Raw genomic sequence first — 19,063 nt, 5'->3', positions numbered from 1 at the left:
CCGCGCCATGACCGACAGCACGACCGGCCGATCCCCGCGTTCACCCGAAGGCGCGGGCGCCGCGCACCGCCGTCCGACCGGCCATGACGTCGCCGAACTGGCCGGTGTGTCGCAGTCGACGGTGTCCCTGGTGTTCTCGGGCAAGACGGCCGGGCGAGTCTCGGCCGAGGTGGAAGAACGCGTGCGGCACGCCGCCACGCGACTCGGCTACCGGCCGCACGCCTCCGCCAGCACCCTGCGGGCCGGACGCGCCCGTACGGTCGGCCTCCTGGTGCCGGACGTCACCAACCCCTTCATCGGCCACGTGCTGCGCGGCGCACAGCGGGCCGGGCGCGCGGACGGAGTCACCGTCGCGCTCATCGAGCCCGGCCCCGAGAGGACCTGGCAGCTCACCGCGATGGAGGCCCTCAACGCCGCGGCCATCGACGGGATGATGCTGTTCGGCATCGAGCCGCCGGCCTCCACCGCGCCCGGACCGACCGTCCTCATCGAGGCGGTCGCCGACGGGTTCACCAGCGCTCTCCTCGACGTCCGGCAGGGCACCGCGGCGGCGGTCGGGCACCTGCTCGAACTCGGCCACCGCCGGATCGCGCACCTCGGAACCGATCTGCCGCCCACGACCTTCAAGGCCCGGGCGTCGCGATGGCGCCGCGAGCTCGACCGGGCGGGCGTCGGCGCCGCCGAGAGCCCGGAGGTGCTGGCGGGTTTCAGCCTGCAGGCCGCGCGCGGCGCCGCCCACCAGATCCTGTCCATGACGCCGCGGCCGACCGCCCTGTTCTGCGACGACGACCTGCTCGCCGCCGGTGCGCTGATGGCGGCCCATGACCTGCGCATCGCGGTCCCCGGTGATCTGTCGATCATGGGCTTCGCGGGCACCCTGCTCTCCGAGGCCGCGACGCCTCAGCTCTCCACCGTCGTGGCACCTGCCGAGGAACTGGGTGCCGTCGCCCTCCAGACACTCCTCCAGGCGCTCGACGGCCAGGCCGCAACGCCTCGTCCCCTACCCATGACCTTGGTGCCGCGCGCGTCCACCGCACCACCGCACCGACCATCCGATCAGTGAGCGTGATGGAGCGGGGAAAGGGCGGTTCCCCGCCGCCGGGCCGAGGGGGACCTACCTGAGGTTCGAGTTCTGCGCGACACGCGCCGGGTCGCCGGTGACCTGCCGGGTCGCGTACTGCGGAACCGGAGCACCGTCGTCACCCGTGTCGCGGACCAGCCCGTACCGGACCCATCCGATGCGCGCGGGGTCGGCGGGGCGGGGAGTGGTGATGTCCGTGGTCACCTCGTCCCAGGTGACGGGCGTGGCGGTGATGTTGTAGTCGGCGCCTTGCTCGTGGTTGGTCAGAGTGACCTCGCCGTCGAGGTAGAAGAACTCGTTCTGCCACATCTGCTGAGCGTCTTTCGGGAGCACGACGTAGCCCTTGCCGGGCTCGCCCATCCACGTGTAGGCGGAACTCTGGCCGGGCTTCGCGTCGTCCATACGCCGCAGGCCGCCGGAAGCGACGTGGAAGAGCCTGCCCTTGAGGCCCGTCCAGGTGGGCATGACCATGCTGCCGGGCCGGTTGAACCACGCGATCTCGTACCTCACCCGGACGTAGCCGCGGCCCTTGAGGGTCACGTTGTCGTCGCGGTGCATCATCACGTACTTACCGCCGATGTAGCCCTTCACGGGATTCTGGTACTTCCCGGCGACCGCGGTGATCTCACCTGCCGGTCGCCTTGGCAGAGAGGCGGGACGCCGCGTCCTCGGCGGCGCCGCGTCGGCCTCGTCGACGTTGACGCCGTACACAGGGGCCGCCTTACGGGCCGCTCGGGCGGAGTGCGATGGAGTCGGCGTGGCGGACGACCTGGCCGCCCGGGTACGGCCGCTCGTGGGCGGAACGGGGCTGTGGCGCGGCCGGTGCGTGGCGTCGGCCACGGACCTGTCGTGCATCCGGGGCGAGTCATGCCGGCCCCACCAGCCCGCCCGGGGCCCCGACGCGTACGCCGCCGTGCCTGCGACGGCGGTGATGGTCACCACCCCGGCGGCCACCGCCGCCGACCTGCGGGTTCGCCTAGGATTCCTTGTCGATCGACGCATCTGGCGTCTCCTTCCCGATGCCGGTCCTCGTCCTGTCGCCGGGCCGCCCCCAGGACCGGCCCAGGGGTGGAGACGCGCCACGTCCAAGCCGATAACAGAAATCCGTTATTCGCCTTGTCCTCACTCGTCTCCTCAGCAGCAGGGTTCGTGAGCCGAGGCGGAAGGAGAGGGATGCGCTCGACGGAGCTGCCGGATGCCGTCACCATGGCGGCGGCCAGGGCGGGCGACCAGCGCGCGCTGGACGCGCTGGTCGAGGGTTGGCTGCCGCTGGTGTACAACATCGTCGGCCGGGCCCTGGACGGCCACGCGGATGTCGACGACGTCGTCCAGGAGACCATGCTGCGGGTCGTCCGCGGCCTGCCGGATCTGCAGGATCCGGACCGGTTCCGTTCCTGGCTGGTGGCGATCGCGATGAGTCAGGTCCGCGACCGTTGGCGCGCCCGGCGGAAGCGGCCCGCCGCGGAGCTGCCCGAGGAGGCCGCCGACCCCGGCGCCGATTTCGTGGACCTGTCCGTTCTCCGGCTGGGCCTGACCGGTCAGCGGCGCGAGGTCGCGGAGGCGACCCGCTGGCTGGAGCCGGACGAACGGCAGCTTCTGTCGCTGTGGTGGCTGGAGGCCGCCGGGGAGCTCACCAGGGACGAGCTCGCGGCGGCATGCGAGATCACACCGCGGCACGCCGCCGTCCGGGTGCAGCGGATGAAGGCCCGGCTGGACGCCGCCCGCGCCGTCGTCCGGGCACTGCGGACGACGCCGAGCTGCCTGGACCTGCAGGCGGCGGCATCGGAGTGGAACGGCAAGCCCTCCGCCCTGTGGCGCAAGCGGCTGGCCCGGCACACCCGCGAGTGTCCCGAGTGCGCCCGGCACTGGGCCGACCTGCTGCCCGCGGAGGGGCTGCTGGCCGGGCTGGCGCTGACACCGCTGCCCGTCGGCCTCACGGCGGGCGCACTCCTCGGCGGCGGGGGCGGAGGTGCCATCGGCGGCGCGCACGCCGCAGGAGTGGCGGAACGGCTGGTGCATGCGGTGCAGGCGCTGTGGGCGAAGCCGGTTGCGGTGGCGACCGCGGGGGCCGTCACCGTGGCCGGTGGTGCGGCGGTCGTCTACGGCACCATTCCTCGTGACGTCGACCGCGGCGACGCGGCCGCGCCGCGCACGAGTGCGTCGGTCACGGCGCGGGCCGTCCCCCCTTCACCCGCTCCGTCACGGCCCAAGGCGCGCCCCGAAAAGCGGTCGGCGTACGGGGAGACCGTCGACGGAGCCGAGGCCACGCCACCACCGAACCGCCGGCCCCGTGCCCTGCCCAGACGCCCGACCGGCCGGGCCCTTACCATCACCGGCCGCTACAACTCCCTGACTCCGGGGCGGGCGTATGGGATGGTGCACCGCGGCGAGCAGCTGACCGTCGCAGGGAAGGGGTACTTCCAGGTCCGCTGGCAGGTGGCCTTCGCGCAGCGGGCGGGGCACATGCAGATGCCCACCTGGACGGGCCTCAAAGGCAGGCTCTTCCACGTGGCCTCCGGTGGCGGCCACCGGATGGACGACGCCAAGCCCGGCCAGAGCTCCGCCCACACCTGGATGGGCCAGCCGGACGCGGGATACGCCGTGCTCCCCGGCGGCGCCCAGCAGATGTGGCAGAACGAGTTCTACTACGTGGACGGCAGCGTGACGCTGCACCAGAACGAAAAGGGAGCCGACTACAACATCTACCTCATGCCCGTGACCTGGACGGAGATCGCCGACGACGTCAACGAGCCGCCGTCCGCCCCCGGTCATCCCGTGCGCTACGGGTTGGTGCGGGACACCGGCGGAGACGACGGCCCAGTCCCGCAGTACCTCACACGCGCGGCGCCGGAGGATCCGATGACGGTCCGCCAGCGCACGAAGATCGGCCCGTTGTGACCGGGACGTGAACGGCGGGGAGGATGGCCTCCCCGCCGCCAGATCAGCCAGAGCCGGCCTTCTTCCGGCTCTGGATCTTCGCCGCCCCGTACGAGCCGACGAGGATCGAGACGATCGCCACCAGTCCCAACGGACCGGGGGCCACTTGTTCCACGGCCATCCCGAGGGATGTTCCGAGGAGGGTTCGCAGCGGTAGGAGCATTGCGGTCGTCGACGCCCGAAGCTCATGCTCGTAGGCCTTCACGAGCACCACGCCGCCGAGCAGCGCGCCGAGTACTCCGTTGGCCACGCATGCCAGGAGGTATGGCCAGTCGCTAATGGTCACGCCTCCCCAACTGCCTTCCATGGCCCACACGCCCACTGCCAGAATGGCGACACCGGGAATACCGGCAAGGGTATTGGCTTTCCCTTTGATGCCGTTGTCCACCACCTCAAGCCGCCACTGCAAGAAGGCGTATGTGCCCGCAGTGGAGAGCAGGAGACCCACACCCAGGATCCATCCGGGAATCCGATGATCCAGGACATGGATTTGCGGGATCGCCTTGGTGAAGACCCCACCGCCCTTACCCTCGGCCGTGTCGGTCGCCAGGGCCCAGATCCCCAGCCCTGCCAGCACCGGCCACAGGACGGTCGAGTATTTCTTGCTCCTGACGTCCTCGACGACAACGCCGCCGATCATGAACGCCGCGGTGCACAGGAACGACAGCGGCTCCACAACCGCTAGCCGCACCCACCTCAGGACGGTCTGGAAGCACATGTTGTTCACTCCCAGAGCGACGCCCATGAGGAGGGCCTGCTTCCAGACGAACCAGCGGCTCCGCAACTCCGGCTTGTACACGTACCAGAAGACCGGCGTTCCGGAGAGGATGATGACAAAAGCCGTCGTCACCGGTCCAATGTTCTTTGTTACGCCCGTGACCGCCAACATGTAGCCGTTGACAACGCCCACCGAATTGGCGAACACGACCATACCGATTACTACCCTGTTCGCGACGCGAGGATCATTTAACTGCAATTCCCAACGCGCACGAAGCGCTGCGAGTAAATTACGCAGACGCCCCTTTTTCGTATTCACGAGACCCCCAGTTTGTTGGGGCGCGCAAAGGGGTCACGAGAACATCGGTTCCGGCCCCTTAATTGCGCCCGCTTTCGCGGAGCAACTGAAGAGCCGGAACGCTTTCAGTTGTCACTTACCTCACCACCTTATCAGAATGGAGGCGAATTATATAGACGCCATATATTCACTCCGATGCATTCGAAGTTCCCGGGAACCCATCGCCCGGCGGACATGCCGGCCCGTCCCCTCGGTGGTGGGTACGGGCAGCCCCTGCGCGGGGGGGGGGGGGCGCCGTCCGCCTGATGCCGATGCGATGGCCCGCACACCTGGCACGTGACCGACGTCACGGACCTGGCCATCGCCGTACAGGCAGTCTCACCGTCGCCCACCAGGGCGAATGGGGACGGGATCGGTTCACTGAGTGTCACGGTCTGGCGACTCTGGTCATCTTGCTGTAAAACAGACGACGATGTTCTTTTGACCCTGTGGCCGGACGACCGGATCCCGCTCACTCTCGCCCAGGGCAGCTGTGCCAAGGGCATCTCCCCGTTCACGTGAGTCGACCTGGAAGGCATCGGCGGATGACACCTCCATCGGACGAGAAGGACGCGACGACCGGCGGGACCTCCCGCCGCAGGTTCCTCAAGATCGGCGCCGGTGTCGCCGTGGGGGCCGGAGTCGTCGGGGCGGGCTGGGCCGGGCTCAGCCAGAACGCGCAGAAGAAGGCCGCGGTGATGACCGCCGGCGGGCCGGGCGACCCGTCCAGCCCGACGCTCGCGACCAAGGTGAAGAACCTCAGCGGCCCCGCCGAGACCGGCCCGTTCGCCTCGCCGTGGACCGACCTCGGCATCCCCGTGCGGTGCCCGGACGGCACCATGCTGTTCGTCTGCGGCGACACCTTCAACGGCGACCATGTGCCGAACCCGGGTGAGCCCGCCGACGACTGGCGCGCCCCGGTCGGCCTGCGTTCCAGCAACGGTGACGTGAACAACCTGCACATCGACGGGAGCGTCGGCGGCGGCCACGCCAGAGCCCTCGTCGACGAGCCGCACAACCCGGTCGGCGACAAGGCGACGACGGCGATCCCGTCCGACGCGTTCGTCGTCGACGGCGTGATGTACATGCACCTCATGCGCGGCGTCATCTACGACACCCACCACACCGACTTCTGGCGCTCCACCGACAACGGCGAGACGTGGGAGTACCTGTGCCAGTGGCCGGGTGACCTGCACGGCGGCCAGTTCCAGCAGAAGACCTACGCCGTGGCCGACGACGGGTACTGCTACGTCCTTTCCACGGTCTTCAACCGTGAGGTCGACTCGGGGATGCTGCTGCACCGGGTGCGCAAGGACAGCCTCGGGAACCCCGACGCCTACGAGCCGTGGGGTTTCGTCGACGGTGACTGGCGCTGGGGCGCTCCGGCGCCGACGACCGTCTTCGGCGTTCGCAAATGGGGCGAGATCTGCTTCCGCGCCATGGACGGCAAGTACGTTCTCACGTGGCTGAACATGAACCCGCTGTCGATCCGCTCGATGGTCTTCCCGCTCCCGACCGCGGATCTGACGAAGACGCTGGAGCAGACGATGATCGTGCCGTCCGACCCCGCGCACGAGGCGGCCAACCTCGTCGCCAGCCCGTACGGCGGGTTCGTCGTCCCCGGCTCGACGTTCGGCAACTTCCACATCATCGTCAGCCAGTGGTACAACTCGACGAACTACCGGATCATGCAGTACAAGGTCAACATGCTGTCCTGAGTCAGGGCATCGCGCCGGGCGCCGTCCCCGGACGGCGCCCGGTCCCTTGCGCGGGCGACCTGCCGGCAGCGTTCACAGTCCGCCGGAAGGACAGATGATGCCGCACGCCCGGACCCGCGCCCAGGACGGCACGCTGCTCGCCTACCAGCATGAAGGAGGTGGACGGCCGCTGGTGCTGCTGGCCGGCCAGGCCAACGACCACCACTGGTGGGACGGCGTGCGCGAGGACTTCCACACCACGCACGGCACCATCACCGTCGACTATCGCGGCACCGGTGACAGCGACCGGCCCGACGGCCCCTACTCCACTCAGGTCTTCGCCGAGGACGTGATCGCCGTCCTGGACGACCTGGGAATCGAGCGCGCCGACGTGTACGGCACGTCCATGGGCGGCCGCGTGGCCCAGTGGATCGCCGTCCGCCACCCCGGACGGGTCGGCCGTCTGGTCCTCGGCTGCACCTCACCCGGCGGCCCGCACGCGGTCGAGCGCGACGCCACCGTCCGCCGCGCCCTCGCCCAAGCCGATCCCGCCGCGGCACGCGAGGCCCTGCTCGACCTCATGTTCACCCCGTCCTGGCTGGCCGGCCATCCGGGCCCGTACACGACGCTGGCTGATCCCGGCATGCCCCCGCACGCGCGGCGCGGACACCTGGTGGCCAGCAACGACCACGACGCCTGGGACGCACTCCCCCAGATCACCGCCCCCACCCTGATCCTGCACGGCGATCAGGACCGGCTCACACCGCCCGACAACGTCACGCTGCTCGCCGCCCGCATCCCCGACACCCGGACGCACCTCTTCCCAGGCGCCCGGCATGCCTACTTCCAGGAATGCCGTCCACAGGCCAGCACCATCGTCACCGAATTCCTCGCCGGACCTCAGTGATCGCACCCGCCGCCGACGAGCGAAGGGGCGCCGTCACGAGCTTTCAGGTGGTGTGTGGTCAGGGAGCCACACGCGCATGGGGGCGGGGCCTCTGTTCCCGCGGAGGTAGTACGGGATGAGGGTGAGGGGTACCGGGGCGTCCTCCGGCGACGTGGTGTCCGGACCGTAAGGCCACTGGCGGAGGTCCGGGCAGGTGACGTGCGCGTTCGCCGTCAAGGTGACCGCGACGCCCACGACCGGGCTTCCCTGCTCGGCCGGCGGCTTCGAAGTGTCGACCCCCAATGAATTCAGCGGGACGTCCTCGTCAACGGTCTCGGCGCAGTAGACGAGCGGGCCTCGTTCCACGGCGACACTGCCGCGGAGCGCGTCGATGCGGGAATCGGGCCGGGTCCAGCGGGCTCGCATCGGGAGTTCGAGGCGGATCTCGTCCCCCGGCCGCCAGGAGCGCTCGACCGTCATGACGCCTGAGCGCACGGTGTCGTGCGTCCCGTCGTACGAGACACGGGCGGTCTCGGCCCACTGCGGTATGCGGACACCGATCCGCCAAGGCCCGCCGGGTGCTTCCTCTACGCGCACGGTCACCGATCCCGACCAGGGATAGTCCGTCTCGACACGGAGACCGATCCGCCTGCCGCCGGAGAGGGCTGTCCGGACGGTGCAGGCGGTCAGCTGGTGCAGCTGCACGCCGTGGTCGTCGGCGGTGGCGACGTAGGCGGCGAGGCTGGCCAGCGTCCGCGCGAGGTTGTTCGGACAGCAGGACACCGAGAACCACGGGGCTCTCAGGCTCGTGTCGGGCCGCGGACTCGGGATATCGGAAGAGGGCGGCGTTCCCGGGACGCGCTGCTGCAAGGGGTTGGCATAGAAGAAGGCATGTCCGTCAAGAGAAGGACAGCCGGCCACCACGTTGTAGAGGGTCCGCTCGGCGAGGTCTGCGTAACGGGGTTCACCCGTCGCCAGGAGGAGCCGCCAGGCGAGCATGACGGACGCGATGCTTGCGCAGGTCTCGGCATAGGCGCGGTCTGGGGGGAGTTCGAAGTCGTCGCCGAACGCCTCACCGGTGTGGCGCGAGCCCATTCCGCCGGTCAGGTGGGTGCGCGTGGCCACCGTGTGCTCCCACTGTCCGATCACCGCTTGCAACAGCTCGTCGTCGCCGGTTTCGACGGCTACGTCGACCGCCCCGCAGGCCAGGTACAGCGCCCGTACGGCATGGCCGCGGAACGTCCGGGCGCGGCGGACGGGGACGTCGTCCTGGAAGTACGTCCGCCCCAGCTCGATGTCGGCGAGCGCGGGGGCGCCGCGGCGCTCGACGAAGAGCCGTGCCTGCTCCAGGTAGCGGTCGTCGCCGGTGGCCCGGAACAGTTCGACCAGGGCCATCTCGACCTCCGGGTGCCCGCACACACCGGCACGGTCGAACTGCCGGCAGACGTGATCGGCCGCCAGGCGGCCCACCCGCGTCAGGTCGTCCTCCCCGTGCGTGCGCAGCCGCGCCACGGCGGCCTGGATCAGGTGGCCGTAGCAGTAGAGCTCGTGCCCCTCTTCGAGGTCGCTGTAGCGGGAGTGGCCGAACTTCGTGTTGAGGTAGCCGTCGGGCTGCTGGGCCGCAGAGATGAGACGGGTCAGCTCGCCGAGCTGCGGAGGAGCCTGGCCCGTGCGTCCGGCCTCCCAGGACATCGCCTCCGCCAGCTTGTAGACCTCGGAGTCGGAGAACTCGCGGCCCCGGCGCTCGCCCGGCGCTCCGTGCCCGGCCGTGAGCTCGAAGTTGCGGATCCAGCCCGAGCGGGTCATCCACGCGTGGCAGTGGCCGATGATGACGGACGCGTTCAGTTCCTGCCGATCACCCCAGAATCCCGGAGCGATGTGGACCTCGTCGATTCCGAGCGGGCGCAGCACGCCCCGGGCCGGCTGTACCGGGACTTCAGCCACGCAGCGCTCCCGACATGAATCCGCGGACGTAGTGCCGCTGGAGGATGAGGAAAAGGACCAGGCAGGGCAGTGCCATCACCATCACGCCCGCTTCCAGCGCCCCGTAGTCGATGGCGCCGAACGTGCGCTGCCGCATGCTGACGGTGGCGACCGGCAGGGTGAACTTCGACGCGTCGTTGATCAGGATCAGCGGCGCGAAGAAGTCGTTCCACGAGGCCAGGAAGGCGAACAGGCCCACCGTGATCAGTCCTGGGCGGACCGCGTGCAGCAGCACCCGCAGCAGGGCCGTGAAGGTCGTGCAGCCGTCCACGAGCGCAGCCTCCTCCAGTTCCCGCGGGACGGCCTCGAAGGAGTTGCGCATCATGAACACCGCGAACGGCAGCTGGAACATGATGAGCACGAGGCTGAGCCCGACCAGGGTGTCCTGCAGGCCCAGGTGACCGAGAAGCACGTAGAGCGGTATGAGGATCGTCGCGTACGGCACCATCAAGATCGCCAGCGTGGCCAGGAACAGCAGGTCCTTGCCGGGGAACGAGAACCGCGCGAACGCGTAGCCGCCGAGTGCCGACACCGCCAGCGTCCCCGTCACGGTCATGGCGGAGACGGCCAGGCTGTTGCCGAGGTAGGTGGGCAGGCCCTCGCCGTAGCCGGCCATCCGGGTGTAGTTGCCGAATCCGAAGCCCTCGGACTGGCCGCTGCCCGACTGGCCGCGGAACGAGGAGAAGGCGCTCCACCCCAGCGGGAACAGGAACAGCACCGCCAGGGACGCACCGGTGAGATGGAAGCCCAGGCCGCCGCCCCTCATGTGGTCCCTCCTCCCGTCCAGCGGCGCAGGACGCGCAGTTGCAGCAGGTTCAACACGACGAGCACCCCGAGGACGACCACCGACAACGCCGCGGCGGAGCCGAGGTCGAAGCGGAAGAACGCCTCCCGGTAGATCACCATGACCATCGACAGCGTGCTGTTGTCCGGTCCGCCCTGGGTGAAGATGAAGAACTGGTCGAACGCCAGCAGCGAGCCCGTCACCGTGAGGACGAGCATCAGCGCGATCGCAGGGCGCAGCAGCGGCAGCGTGATGTGGAGGAAGACCCGCCGGCGTGAGGCGCCGTCCACCCGCGCCGCCTCGTACACCTCCACCGGGATGGACTGCAGGCCGGTTAGCAGGATCAGCATGTTGAACCCGGCGAACCGCCACAGGACCAGCGTGATGGTGGAGAACAGCGCCATGCCGGGTGTGCCGATCCACGCGACCGGCTCGTCCACGATGCCGAGGCCGCGCAGCATCGGATCGAGCGGCCCGATCGAGTTGCTGAAGAACCCGTAGAACAGCAGCGACGCGGAAGCGAAGCCGAGGGCGCACGGAAGGAAGAACGCGGTCCGGTAGAAGCCGGTGCCGGGCCTTCGTTCCTGGACGAGCAGGGCGAGCCCCAGTGCCGCCCCGCTGAGCAGGACCGTGATGATGAGCGTGTACTTGAGGGTGAACCAGACGGAATCGCGGAACAGGTCGTTGTCGCCCACCCGCGTGTAGTCGGCGGGGAAGTTCATCGTGGGGTTCCCCAGCAACGGCCAGCGGTTCAGCGACATCCAGAACACCATGACCAGGGGGACCAGGAACAAGACGACGACGATGACGGCGGTCGGCGACGCGTAGGCCAGGCCCACGAGTGCGCGCGACCGCCACCACGGCCGGCGCGGTGCCCGGACGGGGGCCGGGCGGGCGGTGTCGTCCGCCGCGGAAGGTGCCGGTGTCACCGTGTTCATGACTGCTTGAGCGCACCGGTGAGCTTCTGCGCACCGGTGCGGAGCGCGCCGCCCACGTCGTTGCCGAACACCGCGGAGCGCGCGACCTGGAGCCAGGGTCCGTTCGGGTCGTTGTAGGTGGGGCCGAAGTTCAGGGAGAACGGTGTCTTCCCCTTGGCGACCAGCCCGTTGATGAGGACGATGCGGGGGTCGGCCGAGGAGTACTTGTTGCTCGCCAGGTCCGTGCGGGCGACCACGTCCTTGTTCTTGGCGACGACCTCCACCTGAGCCTGGTCGGAGACCGTCCAGGAGATGAAGTCCCAGGCCGCGTCGGCGTGCTTGCTGGTCGCCGAGATGCCGACCGAATCGCCGCCGACGAATGTGGACTCGCCGCCGTCCGGTCCGGGGATGGGGGCGACGCCCACCTTCACCTTGTCGTTGTCCGGCATCAGCCCCAGGGTCGTGGACGGCATCGGCAGCAGGCCGGTCTTGCCCTTGGGGAAGACACCGGTCCAGGTGGCCCCTGTTTCGGGCTTGGCGGCGGGGTCGACGACGCCGTTCCTCCACAGGTCGTTGTAGATCTGGAAGACCTGCTGGGCCTGCGGGCCGTCGATGGTGGAGCGCGTGCCCTGCGCGTCCATCACGTCGCCTCCGGCGGCCCAGATGGACGGCCAGTAAGTGAAGACGTAGCAGCCGCCGCAACTGCCGCCGAAGAACGTCCCGTAGGTGTCACCGCCGACCTTCTTGCGGATGGTGGTCGCGTCCCGCGCGAACTCCTTGAGGGTCTTGGGCGGCTTGTCGGGGTCGAGGCCGGCCTTCTTGTAGAGGACCTTGTTGTAGAAGAGCACCGACAGGTCGAGGGTATGCGGCAGCGTGTACTTGCGGCCCTCGTAGGTGCCGAGCCGCATGTGGGACGGTGCCAGCGCGGCGGCGGTCGGCAGCTTGGCGATCCGGTCGGAGATGTCGAGGAAGAGCCCCTGCGAGGCGTACTTCGGCACGAAGACGACGTCGGAGGCGAAGACGTCCGGCAGCTTTCGCGCGCCGGCGGCCGCGGCGATGCGCGGCTGGTAGTTGTCCACAGGGATGACGGTCAGCTTCACCTTGTTCCGGTGGGACGCGTTGTAGGCGTCCACCAGCCGCCGGGACTGCGCCTCCGTGGGCGAACGCGTCCACATGGTGATGGTGACGCCCTCGTCGGAGGAGCCCGAGTCGTCCCCCCCGCACGCGCTCAGCGCGGTGCCCGCCAGTAACAGCGCCGCCACTGCCGCGGACGCTCGCAACGCGATCATGGCTGTTCCCTCCGGCCGCTCCAGGTTCGTGAGAGCGCTCCCATGCCGGAAGGCCACGGCGTTCCGGGACCTGCCATGGTTCGCTCACTCCTCAGTTCGCGAGCTTTACCGAAAGAACCTAAAAGGTTTTCGGTAGCTTTTGTTAAGCTATAAGCCTGTCTCAGACGTCTGTCAACCTTCGACCGCAAAGGTTTTCCGCACCTGTGGAACACAAGCGCGCTCCCACGATCAACGACGTCGCCGCGAAGGCGGGCGTCTCGGCCGCCACCGTGTCCAAGGCGCTGAACGGCCGCGACCAGGTGCGCGCCGAGACGCGCGCGCGGGTGCTCCGGGTCGCCGAGGAGCTCGGCTTCCGGCCCAACGCGCTCGCCCGCGGCCTGCTGACCGGCCGGACCCGGACGGTCGGCCTGCTGACCGGCGGCGTCGACCGGTTCAGCCTGCCGGTGCTGCTCGGCGCCGAGGACGCCTTCGGAGCCGGGGAGATGTCGGTGCTGCTCTGCGACGGCCGGGGCGACGCCATCCGCGAGCAGCACTACATCCGGATGCTGCTGGCCCGCCGCGTGGACGGCCTGATCGTCGTGGGGACGAGCACCGACCCCCGCCCGTCGATCACCGGCGGCCTGCCCGTCCCCGTCGTGTACGCCTACGCGCCCTCCGACGACCCGGCGGACGTGTCGTTCGTCCCCGACGACCCGGGCGGGGCGGCGCTCGCCGTCCGCCACCTGATCACCCGCGGCCGGCGGCGCATCGCCCACGTCACCGGGCCGATGGACTACCTGGCCGCCCGCGACCGCGCGGCGGGCATGCGCGCCGTGCTGGAGGAGGCGGGGCTTCCGCTCGCCGGCGGCGAGGTGCTGCACGGCGCCTGGTCGCAGCGCTGGGGCCGCAGGGCCGCCGAGCTGCTGCTCGCGGCCGACCCGAAGGTGGACGCGGTGTTCTGCGGCAGCGACCAGATCGCCTACGGCTTCGTCGAGACCGCCCACGAGATGGGCCGCGACGTCCCCGGCGACATCGCCGTCGTCGGCTACGACAACTGGGACGTGTTCGCCACCGAGGCCCGGCCGCCGCTGACCACCGTCGACATGAACCTCGACCGGCTCGGCCGCGCCGCCGCGCAGCACCTGTTCGCGGCCATCGACGGCGACACCGGCGCCGGGATACACCGCATGCCGTGCCGCCTGGTCGTCCGCGACTCCTGATACCCGCACGAGGCGCGCCGGTCCCTTGACCATGACGGTCAAGGTGAGATTTTTTCAGAAACGCGTGCCGTGCCGCGCTCGCCCGTGTTTGGGTACTCAGCGTGAGCTCGACACCGTTGCATCTGGCCGATCGCTACCGTCTGTACGAGCAGATCGGAACCGGCCGCTTCGCGACGGTCTGGCTCGCGTGGGACGAGCTGCTCGGCCGGCTGGTCGCGGTCAAGGTGGTCAAGGCGTCCAAGGCCGCGGTCCCGGTGTTCCGCACCCGGTTCGTGGAGCAGGTGCGACAGGCGGCCCGGCTGTCGCATCCGGTGATTGTCACGATCCACGACTTCGGCGAAAGCGGCGTGGCCGACGGGGTGCCGCTGCCGTTCGTCGTCATGGAACTGCTGAGCGGCGAGACGCTCGCCGCCCGGCTCGGCCGCAACCCGCTGCCCCGGCGCGAGGCGCTCCGCCTCTGCGAGCAGGTGGCCTCCGCGCTCGCCCACGCCCACGCGGCGGGGACCGCGCACTACGACCTCAGGCCCGGCAACGTCTTCCTCACCGACGACGGCCCGAAGGTGCTCGACTTCGGCACCGGCAAGCTGCTCGGCGGGCTCGTCGCCGACGCCGCCGCCGAGGACGTCCGCGCGCTCGGCCTGCTGCTGTCGGCCGCCGTGACCGGCCGGCCGGACTCCGAGGCCGAACTGCCGTCCGAGGTGCCGCACGAGGTGGCCGCCGTCCATGTGCGGTGCCTGCTGCCCGACCCCGCGTCCCGCCCGTCGGCCGCCGAGGTGGCCGCGGTGCTCGCCGGGTCGGCCGAGCCGCGCCGCCCCGCCGTGCCGGGCGGCGCCGGGATCCTGGCCGAGCGGGCGCGGCGGGCGGTCCACCGGCGGGCGCGGCGGGCGCACCGGGCGGTACGGCGGGCCCGCGTCCGGCGGCGCGCGGCCGTCCTGCTGAGCGCCGTCGCGGTCGCGGCGATCGTCATCCTGGTCTTCCGGGGCGGTTCGTCCGACCGCGGCATGGCGCCGCCGACGATGGAGGCCAAGGTGCCGACGGACGTGTCCCGCACGACGACGGAGTCCGCCGCCCCGTCCCCCACCGGAAGCGCACCGGAGTCAACGCCGGCGTCCGCCTCGACCGCCTCCGGTCCCACCCCGATGGACACCCCGAAGCCCACCCGTAAGGCCGAGCCCACCCCACCTCGGCCCACCTCTGCCGCGGACCCGGACGAGGTGCTGGCACGCGCCGGGCGCTCCGTGGACGACGGGGTCGCGGCGGGCGAGATCCGCTCCGACGTGGGCCTGGACCTCAACAACGTCCTCGGCAACCTCCGCCGCGACCTTCAGCAGAACCCCTCGGTCGACCTGCACGCCCGGGTCGCCGAGATCCACAACAAGATCGACACCCGGCTGGGCGAGCAGGCCCTCACCGCTTCCCGCGCCGCGCGCCTCCACGCGATCCTCAACGAGATCCGTTGAGCCGAGGGGCCGTCGAATCCGCCGGCTACCGCGGCGTGAGGGACATGTGGATGTCGTCTGCGGCCCACAGGACGAAGCGTTCGATGGGCGTGACCGTCTGCCCGGGCGCCAGGTCCAGGCGGAACCGCTTGAGCAGTGCGGCCAGCACCAGCTCGGCCTCGACCATCGCGAGGGCGGCGCCCTCGCAGCTGCGCGGGCCGATCCCGAACGGGATGTAGGCCAGCCGGGGCCGGTTCGCCGACGCCTCGGGCGTGAACCGCTCGGGGTCGAACGCCTCCGGGTCCGGCCAGTACTCGGGGTTCATGTGGACGGCCCAGAACGGGTAGAAGATCGTCGTGCCGGCGGGGACGGTGTGGTCGCCGAGCTCAAGGTCCTCGGTGGCCTCCCGCGCGCCGTACGGCCCGGGCGGGTACAGCCGCATGGCCTCCTTGAGCGCCATGTCCAGATAGGTCAGCCGCTTGAGGTCGCCATATTCGGGGACGGCGCGGTCGCCCAGCACTTCGTCCAGTTCCTTGGCGACGCGGTCGGCCACGTCCGGGTTCTTGGACAGCAGGTAGAGCGTCCAGGAGATGGCGACGCCGGTGGTGTGGTGGGCGGCCAGCATGGTCATCAGGACCGTGTCGCGGATCCGCGCCGGGGACTCGCCCGCCGCGGCCAGGGCTGCGATCAGGTCGCTGCGGTCGGCCTGCTCGGCGTCGCCGCGTTCGCGGTGCGCGACGAGCACCCGGTCGACCGTCGCGCGGAGGTAGGCCAGCGCCTCGTCGGCCCTCTCCTTCCCAGGGCCCGCCTGCGTCATGAACTCGGTGAGGACGGTCTCGAACGCGGACACGACCCGCCCGGCCGAACCCGCGGACTCCAGGCCGCTCCCGAGCGCGTACTGGCAGATCATGCGCAGCGACAGCTCGCTCAGGTCCTGCTGCAGGGCGATCGGGCCGTCCTGGCTCGCCCAGCGGTCGGCGAGTTCGGTCGTCAGCGCGGTGAACTGCGCGAAGTGCGCCTCGTGTGAGGGCCGCCCGGCCAGCACCGACAGCATCACCCGGCGCCACGGGCCGTGCTCGCCCGCCGGGATGGTCTGCAGGTTGCCCGCCTCCTGCAGCGGGGCGAGGAACTCGAAGAGCTTCTCCGGCCGCTTGTCGATCTTCGCGGTGGCCTCCAGCAGCACCGGGTCGGCGACCGATACCGCCGTGCCCGCGCCGGGCAGCGGGAAACGCACCACCGGCCCGTATTCGGCGTGCAGTTTCAGCTGGTAATTCTGCAGTCCGCCGGCCGCGGCGATCGCCTCGGCACCGTCGCCCAGCGCGGGCGGTCCGGGGATCTGCGATGGGGTGCTGCCGTCGCTGGGCATCTGCGCTCTCCCGGCATGAGGATCTTCGATTGGGTTGTCCCCGAGTTGATCACAATGCTTACATGTTCGTGAATACTTCGCGATATACGCCGCTCGCGAATTGCCGACATCACCGACATTGCCGACACCGTCGGCAGGGAGCAGACACTGGACGCCGTCGATCCGCATACGCCGAACGTCCCGCGGATGTACGACTACCTGCTCGGCGGCAAGGACAACTACGCCGCCGACCGGGAGGCCGCGGACGAGGTCATCCGGCACGCCCCGGACACGCCCTTCCTCGCGCGCGAGAACCGCGCCTTCCTGCGGCGCGCGGTGCGGTTCCTCGCCGAGTCCGGGATCCGGCAGTTCATCGACATCGGATCGGGCCTGCCCACCCAGGGCAACGTGCACGAGATCGCCCACCAGGTCGCCCCCGAGTCCCACGTCGTCTACGTCGACCGGGAGCCGGTCGTGCTGGCGCACGGGCGGGCGCTGCTGGCCGGCACGCCCGAGGTGACCGTCATCCAGGGCGACGCCCGCCGTCCCGGCGACATCCTGGACGACGCCGAACTGAACCGGCTCATCGACTTCGACCGGCCCGTCGCCGTCCTGATGCTGGCGGTCCTGCACTTCATCGGCGACGGCGACGACCCGCCCGGCATCGTCGCGCGGTTCCGCGACGCGATGGCGCCCGGCAGCCACCTGGTGGTGTCGCATGTGACCGGCGACTTCGACGCCGACAGCCGCGTCCAGAACGCGGGCGCGGTGTACGAGAAGGCCACCTACCAGATCACGCTGCGCAGCCGCGCGGACGTCACGCGGCTGTTCGACGGCTTCGAGTTCCTGGAGCCCGGCCTGACCACCCTGTCGATGTGGCGCCCCGACCCGGGCACGACCATCCCGCCCCGGGCCGACCAGCAGTGGTGCTATGCGGCCGTGGGCCGCAAGGGGACGGCTCAGGGGGCCGGGGAGTAGCTCTGCAGGTCGCCTTCGCGGGCCTGGATCGGGGCGTTGAGGGAGCCGGTGCCCGATCGCTTGAAGCGGAGGGTGACCGCGACGAAGTCGCCGGAGTTCAGCGGCTGCTTGAGGCCGCGCAGGACGATCTTGGCCGCGGGGCCGATCCGGACGTTCTGCCCGGCGGGCAGGGACACCGGCCCGCCGATGATCTTGACGGAGGCGGCCTGCGGGGACGAGACCGCCGTCAGCGCGTCGGTGCCGGCGTTGGGATCGGGGGCATCGGACGGGCCCAGGGTCTCGACCTCGCCGGGCGAGTTGACCAGGGTCATGTAGACGGGAGCCGACCCGCCCTTTTGGATCGTCGCACCTCCCTCGCCGCCGAGGACGAAGAGGTCGCGGATGGAGATCTGCCCGATCTGCCCGGCAATGCCCGAAGCAGGGGACACATCGGTCTCGGTGGGGTCGTCGCTGCATCCCAGCAGCAGCGTGCCCGCCAGCAGCGCCGACGCGATCGGGGCTCCCACGGCACGGACGGTGTGCGCGAAGTTCATCGTCTCCCCGATCTGACGCCATCTCGACCAGGCGAAAGATCCCTCGGGGCGGTGCTGATCAAACTCATGGGCGCGTAAAAGGCAGGCGAACGTCCGGTTCCGGGCCCGCCGGGTCACCGGGTGACGCGGATTTTGGATTGGCCGTGCGGAAGCTCTTCCCAGTCGTCCATGAAGCGGGCGGAGAAGCCGTGGCGTTCGGCGAGGGCCGTCAGGGTTTCGGTGCGGTAATAGAAGTCCTCGCGCAGGACGTGGTGCTCGGTTCCCTCGGTGCGGTCGAAGGTGAAATCGAAGAAGCCGCCGGGGGCGAGGACGCGGCCCACATGGGCGAGACATTCATCGATGACCTCGATGGGCGAATGGCTGAACACGCTGTGCGCGTGGACGACCGTGAAGTGGCGGGACGGGAGGAACCGCAGCTTCAGATCACCGACCAGGGCCAGGTGCGGAAGCTTCTCGCGCAGGTCGTGGCGGACGAGGGTGTGCTGCGCGGCGAGCAGGATGTCCGGCGAGATGTCGATGCCGTAGTAGTTGCCGGCGTCGAGGTAGTCGATGAAGCGCCAGCCGGCGCGCAGGTTGCCGCAGCCGATCTCCAGGATCCGGTCGTCCGGCTTGAGCCCGTGTCCGACCAGGTAGTCGAACTGCATCTGGCCGAGGGCGAGCCAGCGTTCGTGGGTGCGGCTGCCGACGGCGGCCTCCGGGTTCCGCGCCGTGTCGGACTTCATGACGGCCCGGTAGTAGGCGACATGGCTCCTGCTGGAAACGCGGAATTTCAGATCGCGGGCGACGCGCGACAGATATGACCCGATCTTGTCCGGGTTCTGGGCCGCGTATCGGAGTTTGTAGGTCAGGCTCGCGCGATTCCTGCGGACGGATGGCGGCGGTTTCGTCATCGGGCTCGTCCCCCATGAGCACTACGGTGAATGCAGGATGCCCTACCCCGC

General features: G+C 70.1%; 16 protein-coding genes. 7 read left to right on the top strand and 9 right to left on the bottom strand.

The window, feature by feature from the left end; all coding sequences use genetic code 11:
- The first annotated feature begins 7 nt into the window (after window positions 1-7).
- Window positions 8-1,063: a LacI family DNA-binding transcriptional regulator gene (locus ACQPZP_RS03440; RefSeq protein WP_433476164.1), complete on the top strand. Its 1,056-nt coding sequence runs from the start codon at window positions 8-10 to the stop codon at window positions 1,061-1,063.
- A 51-nt stretch (window positions 1,064-1,114) separates the two neighbouring features.
- On the opposite strand, the gene ACQPZP_RS03435 is transcribed toward ACQPZP_RS03440, so the two are convergent.
- On the bottom strand, window positions 1,115-1,792 hold the full coding sequence (locus tag ACQPZP_RS03435) for a hypothetical protein (RefSeq protein ID WP_433476163.1): 678 nt from the start codon (window positions 1,790-1,792) through the stop codon (window positions 1,115-1,117).
- Between the two features lie 462 nt (window positions 1,793-2,254).
- On the opposite strand from ACQPZP_RS03435, the gene ACQPZP_RS03430 reads away from it, so the two are divergent.
- Window positions 2,255-3,979: an RNA polymerase sigma factor gene (locus ACQPZP_RS03430; protein WP_433476162.1), complete on the top strand. Its 1,725-nt coding sequence runs from the start codon at window positions 2,255-2,257 to the stop codon at window positions 3,977-3,979.
- Between the two features lie 43 nt (window positions 3,980-4,022).
- On the opposite strand, the gene ACQPZP_RS03425 is transcribed toward ACQPZP_RS03430, so the two are convergent.
- Window positions 4,023-4,949 (bottom strand): hypothetical protein, encoded by a 927-nt coding sequence (locus tag ACQPZP_RS03425; protein WP_433476161.1) that lies wholly within the window; start codon window positions 4,947-4,949, stop codon window positions 4,023-4,025.
- Window positions 4,950-5,617: 668 nt separating this feature from the next.
- Here ACQPZP_RS03425 and ACQPZP_RS03420 point away from each other — a divergent pair.
- Both ACQPZP_RS03420 and ACQPZP_RS03415 read left to right on the top strand, forming a co-directional pair.
- Entirely contained in the window at window positions 5,618-6,790 is a 1,173-nt protein-coding gene (locus ACQPZP_RS03420; protein ID WP_433476160.1) for a DUF4185 domain-containing protein, read from the top strand.
- 94 nt (window positions 6,791-6,884) lie between these two features.
- Complete coding sequence (locus tag ACQPZP_RS03415; protein ID WP_433476159.1) at window positions 6,885-7,676, top strand: alpha/beta fold hydrolase; 792 nt, start codon at window positions 6,885-6,887, stop codon at window positions 7,674-7,676.
- A 33-nt stretch (window positions 7,677-7,709) separates the two neighbouring features.
- Here ACQPZP_RS03415 and ACQPZP_RS03410 read toward each other — a convergent pair whose 3' ends face one another.
- The 4 genes from ACQPZP_RS03410 to ACQPZP_RS03395 are packed head-to-tail and all read right to left on the bottom strand — an operon-like array spanning window position 7,710 to window position 12,628.
- On the bottom strand, window positions 7,710-9,599 hold the full coding sequence (locus ACQPZP_RS03410; protein WP_433476158.1) for a glycoside hydrolase family 127 protein: 1,890 nt from the start codon (window positions 9,597-9,599) through the stop codon (window positions 7,710-7,712).
- The gene (locus ACQPZP_RS03405) at window positions 9,592-10,404 is read right to left on the bottom strand and encodes a carbohydrate ABC transporter permease (protein WP_433476157.1); all 813 of its coding nucleotides are present in this window, start codon (window positions 10,402-10,404) and stop codon (window positions 9,592-9,594) included. Before ACQPZP_RS03405 ends, ACQPZP_RS03410 begins: the two co-directional genes overlap by 8 nt.
- Entirely contained in the window at window positions 10,401-11,360 is a 960-nt protein-coding gene (locus ACQPZP_RS03400; RefSeq protein ID WP_433476156.1) for a carbohydrate ABC transporter permease, read from the bottom strand. Before ACQPZP_RS03400 ends, ACQPZP_RS03405 begins: the two co-directional genes overlap by 4 nt.
- Window positions 11,357-12,628 carry an ABC transporter substrate-binding protein gene (locus tag ACQPZP_RS03395; protein ID WP_433476155.1) on the bottom strand — a complete coding sequence of 424 codons (1,272 nt, stop codon included), beginning with the start codon at window positions 12,626-12,628 and terminating at the stop codon, window positions 11,357-11,359. Before ACQPZP_RS03395 ends, ACQPZP_RS03400 begins: the two co-directional genes overlap by 4 nt.
- Window positions 12,629-12,831: 203 nt before the next feature.
- On the opposite strand from ACQPZP_RS03395, the gene ACQPZP_RS03390 reads away from it, so the two are divergent.
- Together ACQPZP_RS03390 and ACQPZP_RS03385 are read left to right on the top strand one after the other, a co-directional pair.
- Window positions 12,832-13,827: a LacI family DNA-binding transcriptional regulator gene (locus tag ACQPZP_RS03390; protein WP_433476154.1), complete on the top strand. Its 996-nt coding sequence runs from the start codon at window positions 12,832-12,834 to the stop codon at window positions 13,825-13,827.
- A gap of 101 nt (window positions 13,828-13,928) precedes the next feature.
- Window positions 13,929-15,287: a protein kinase domain-containing protein gene (locus ACQPZP_RS03385; RefSeq protein WP_433476153.1), complete on the top strand. Its 1,359-nt coding sequence runs from the start codon at window positions 13,929-13,931 to the stop codon at window positions 15,285-15,287.
- Window positions 15,288-15,312: 25 nt separating this feature from the next.
- Here ACQPZP_RS03385 and ACQPZP_RS03380 read toward each other — a convergent pair whose 3' ends face one another.
- Complete coding sequence (locus ACQPZP_RS03380) at window positions 15,313-16,632, bottom strand: cytochrome P450 (protein WP_433476152.1); 1,320 nt, start codon at window positions 16,630-16,632, stop codon at window positions 15,313-15,315.
- A 72-nt stretch (window positions 16,633-16,704) separates the two neighbouring features.
- Between ACQPZP_RS03380 and ACQPZP_RS03375 the strand changes: the two genes are divergently transcribed.
- Complete coding sequence (locus tag ACQPZP_RS03375) at window positions 16,705-17,589, top strand: SAM-dependent methyltransferase (RefSeq protein ID WP_433479543.1); 885 nt, start codon at window positions 16,705-16,707, stop codon at window positions 17,587-17,589.
- Here ACQPZP_RS03375 and ACQPZP_RS03370 read toward each other — a convergent pair.
- Together ACQPZP_RS03370 and ACQPZP_RS03365 are read right to left on the bottom strand one after the other, a co-directional pair.
- Window positions 17,571-18,122 carry a hypothetical protein gene (locus ACQPZP_RS03370; protein WP_433476151.1) on the bottom strand — a complete coding sequence of 184 codons (552 nt, stop codon included), beginning with the start codon at window positions 18,120-18,122 and terminating at the stop codon, window positions 17,571-17,573. The genes ACQPZP_RS03375 and ACQPZP_RS03370 overlap by 19 nt on opposite strands.
- Window positions 18,123-18,235: 113 nt before the next feature.
- Window positions 18,236-19,012, bottom strand: coding sequence for a class I SAM-dependent methyltransferase (locus tag ACQPZP_RS03365; RefSeq protein ID WP_433476150.1), 777 nt, complete (start codon window positions 19,010-19,012; stop codon window positions 18,236-18,238).
- Window positions 19,013-19,063: the final 51 nt, after the last annotated feature.

Origin of the sequence: Spirillospora sp. CA-142024 (genome assembly GCF_050942325.1) — a bacterium.
Classification (GTDB): Bacteria; Actinomycetota; Actinomycetes; order Streptosporangiales; family Streptosporangiaceae; genus Spirillospora.
Note: the sequence above shows the minus strand (reverse complement) of the source record. Positions and strands in the feature narration are given on the sequence as shown.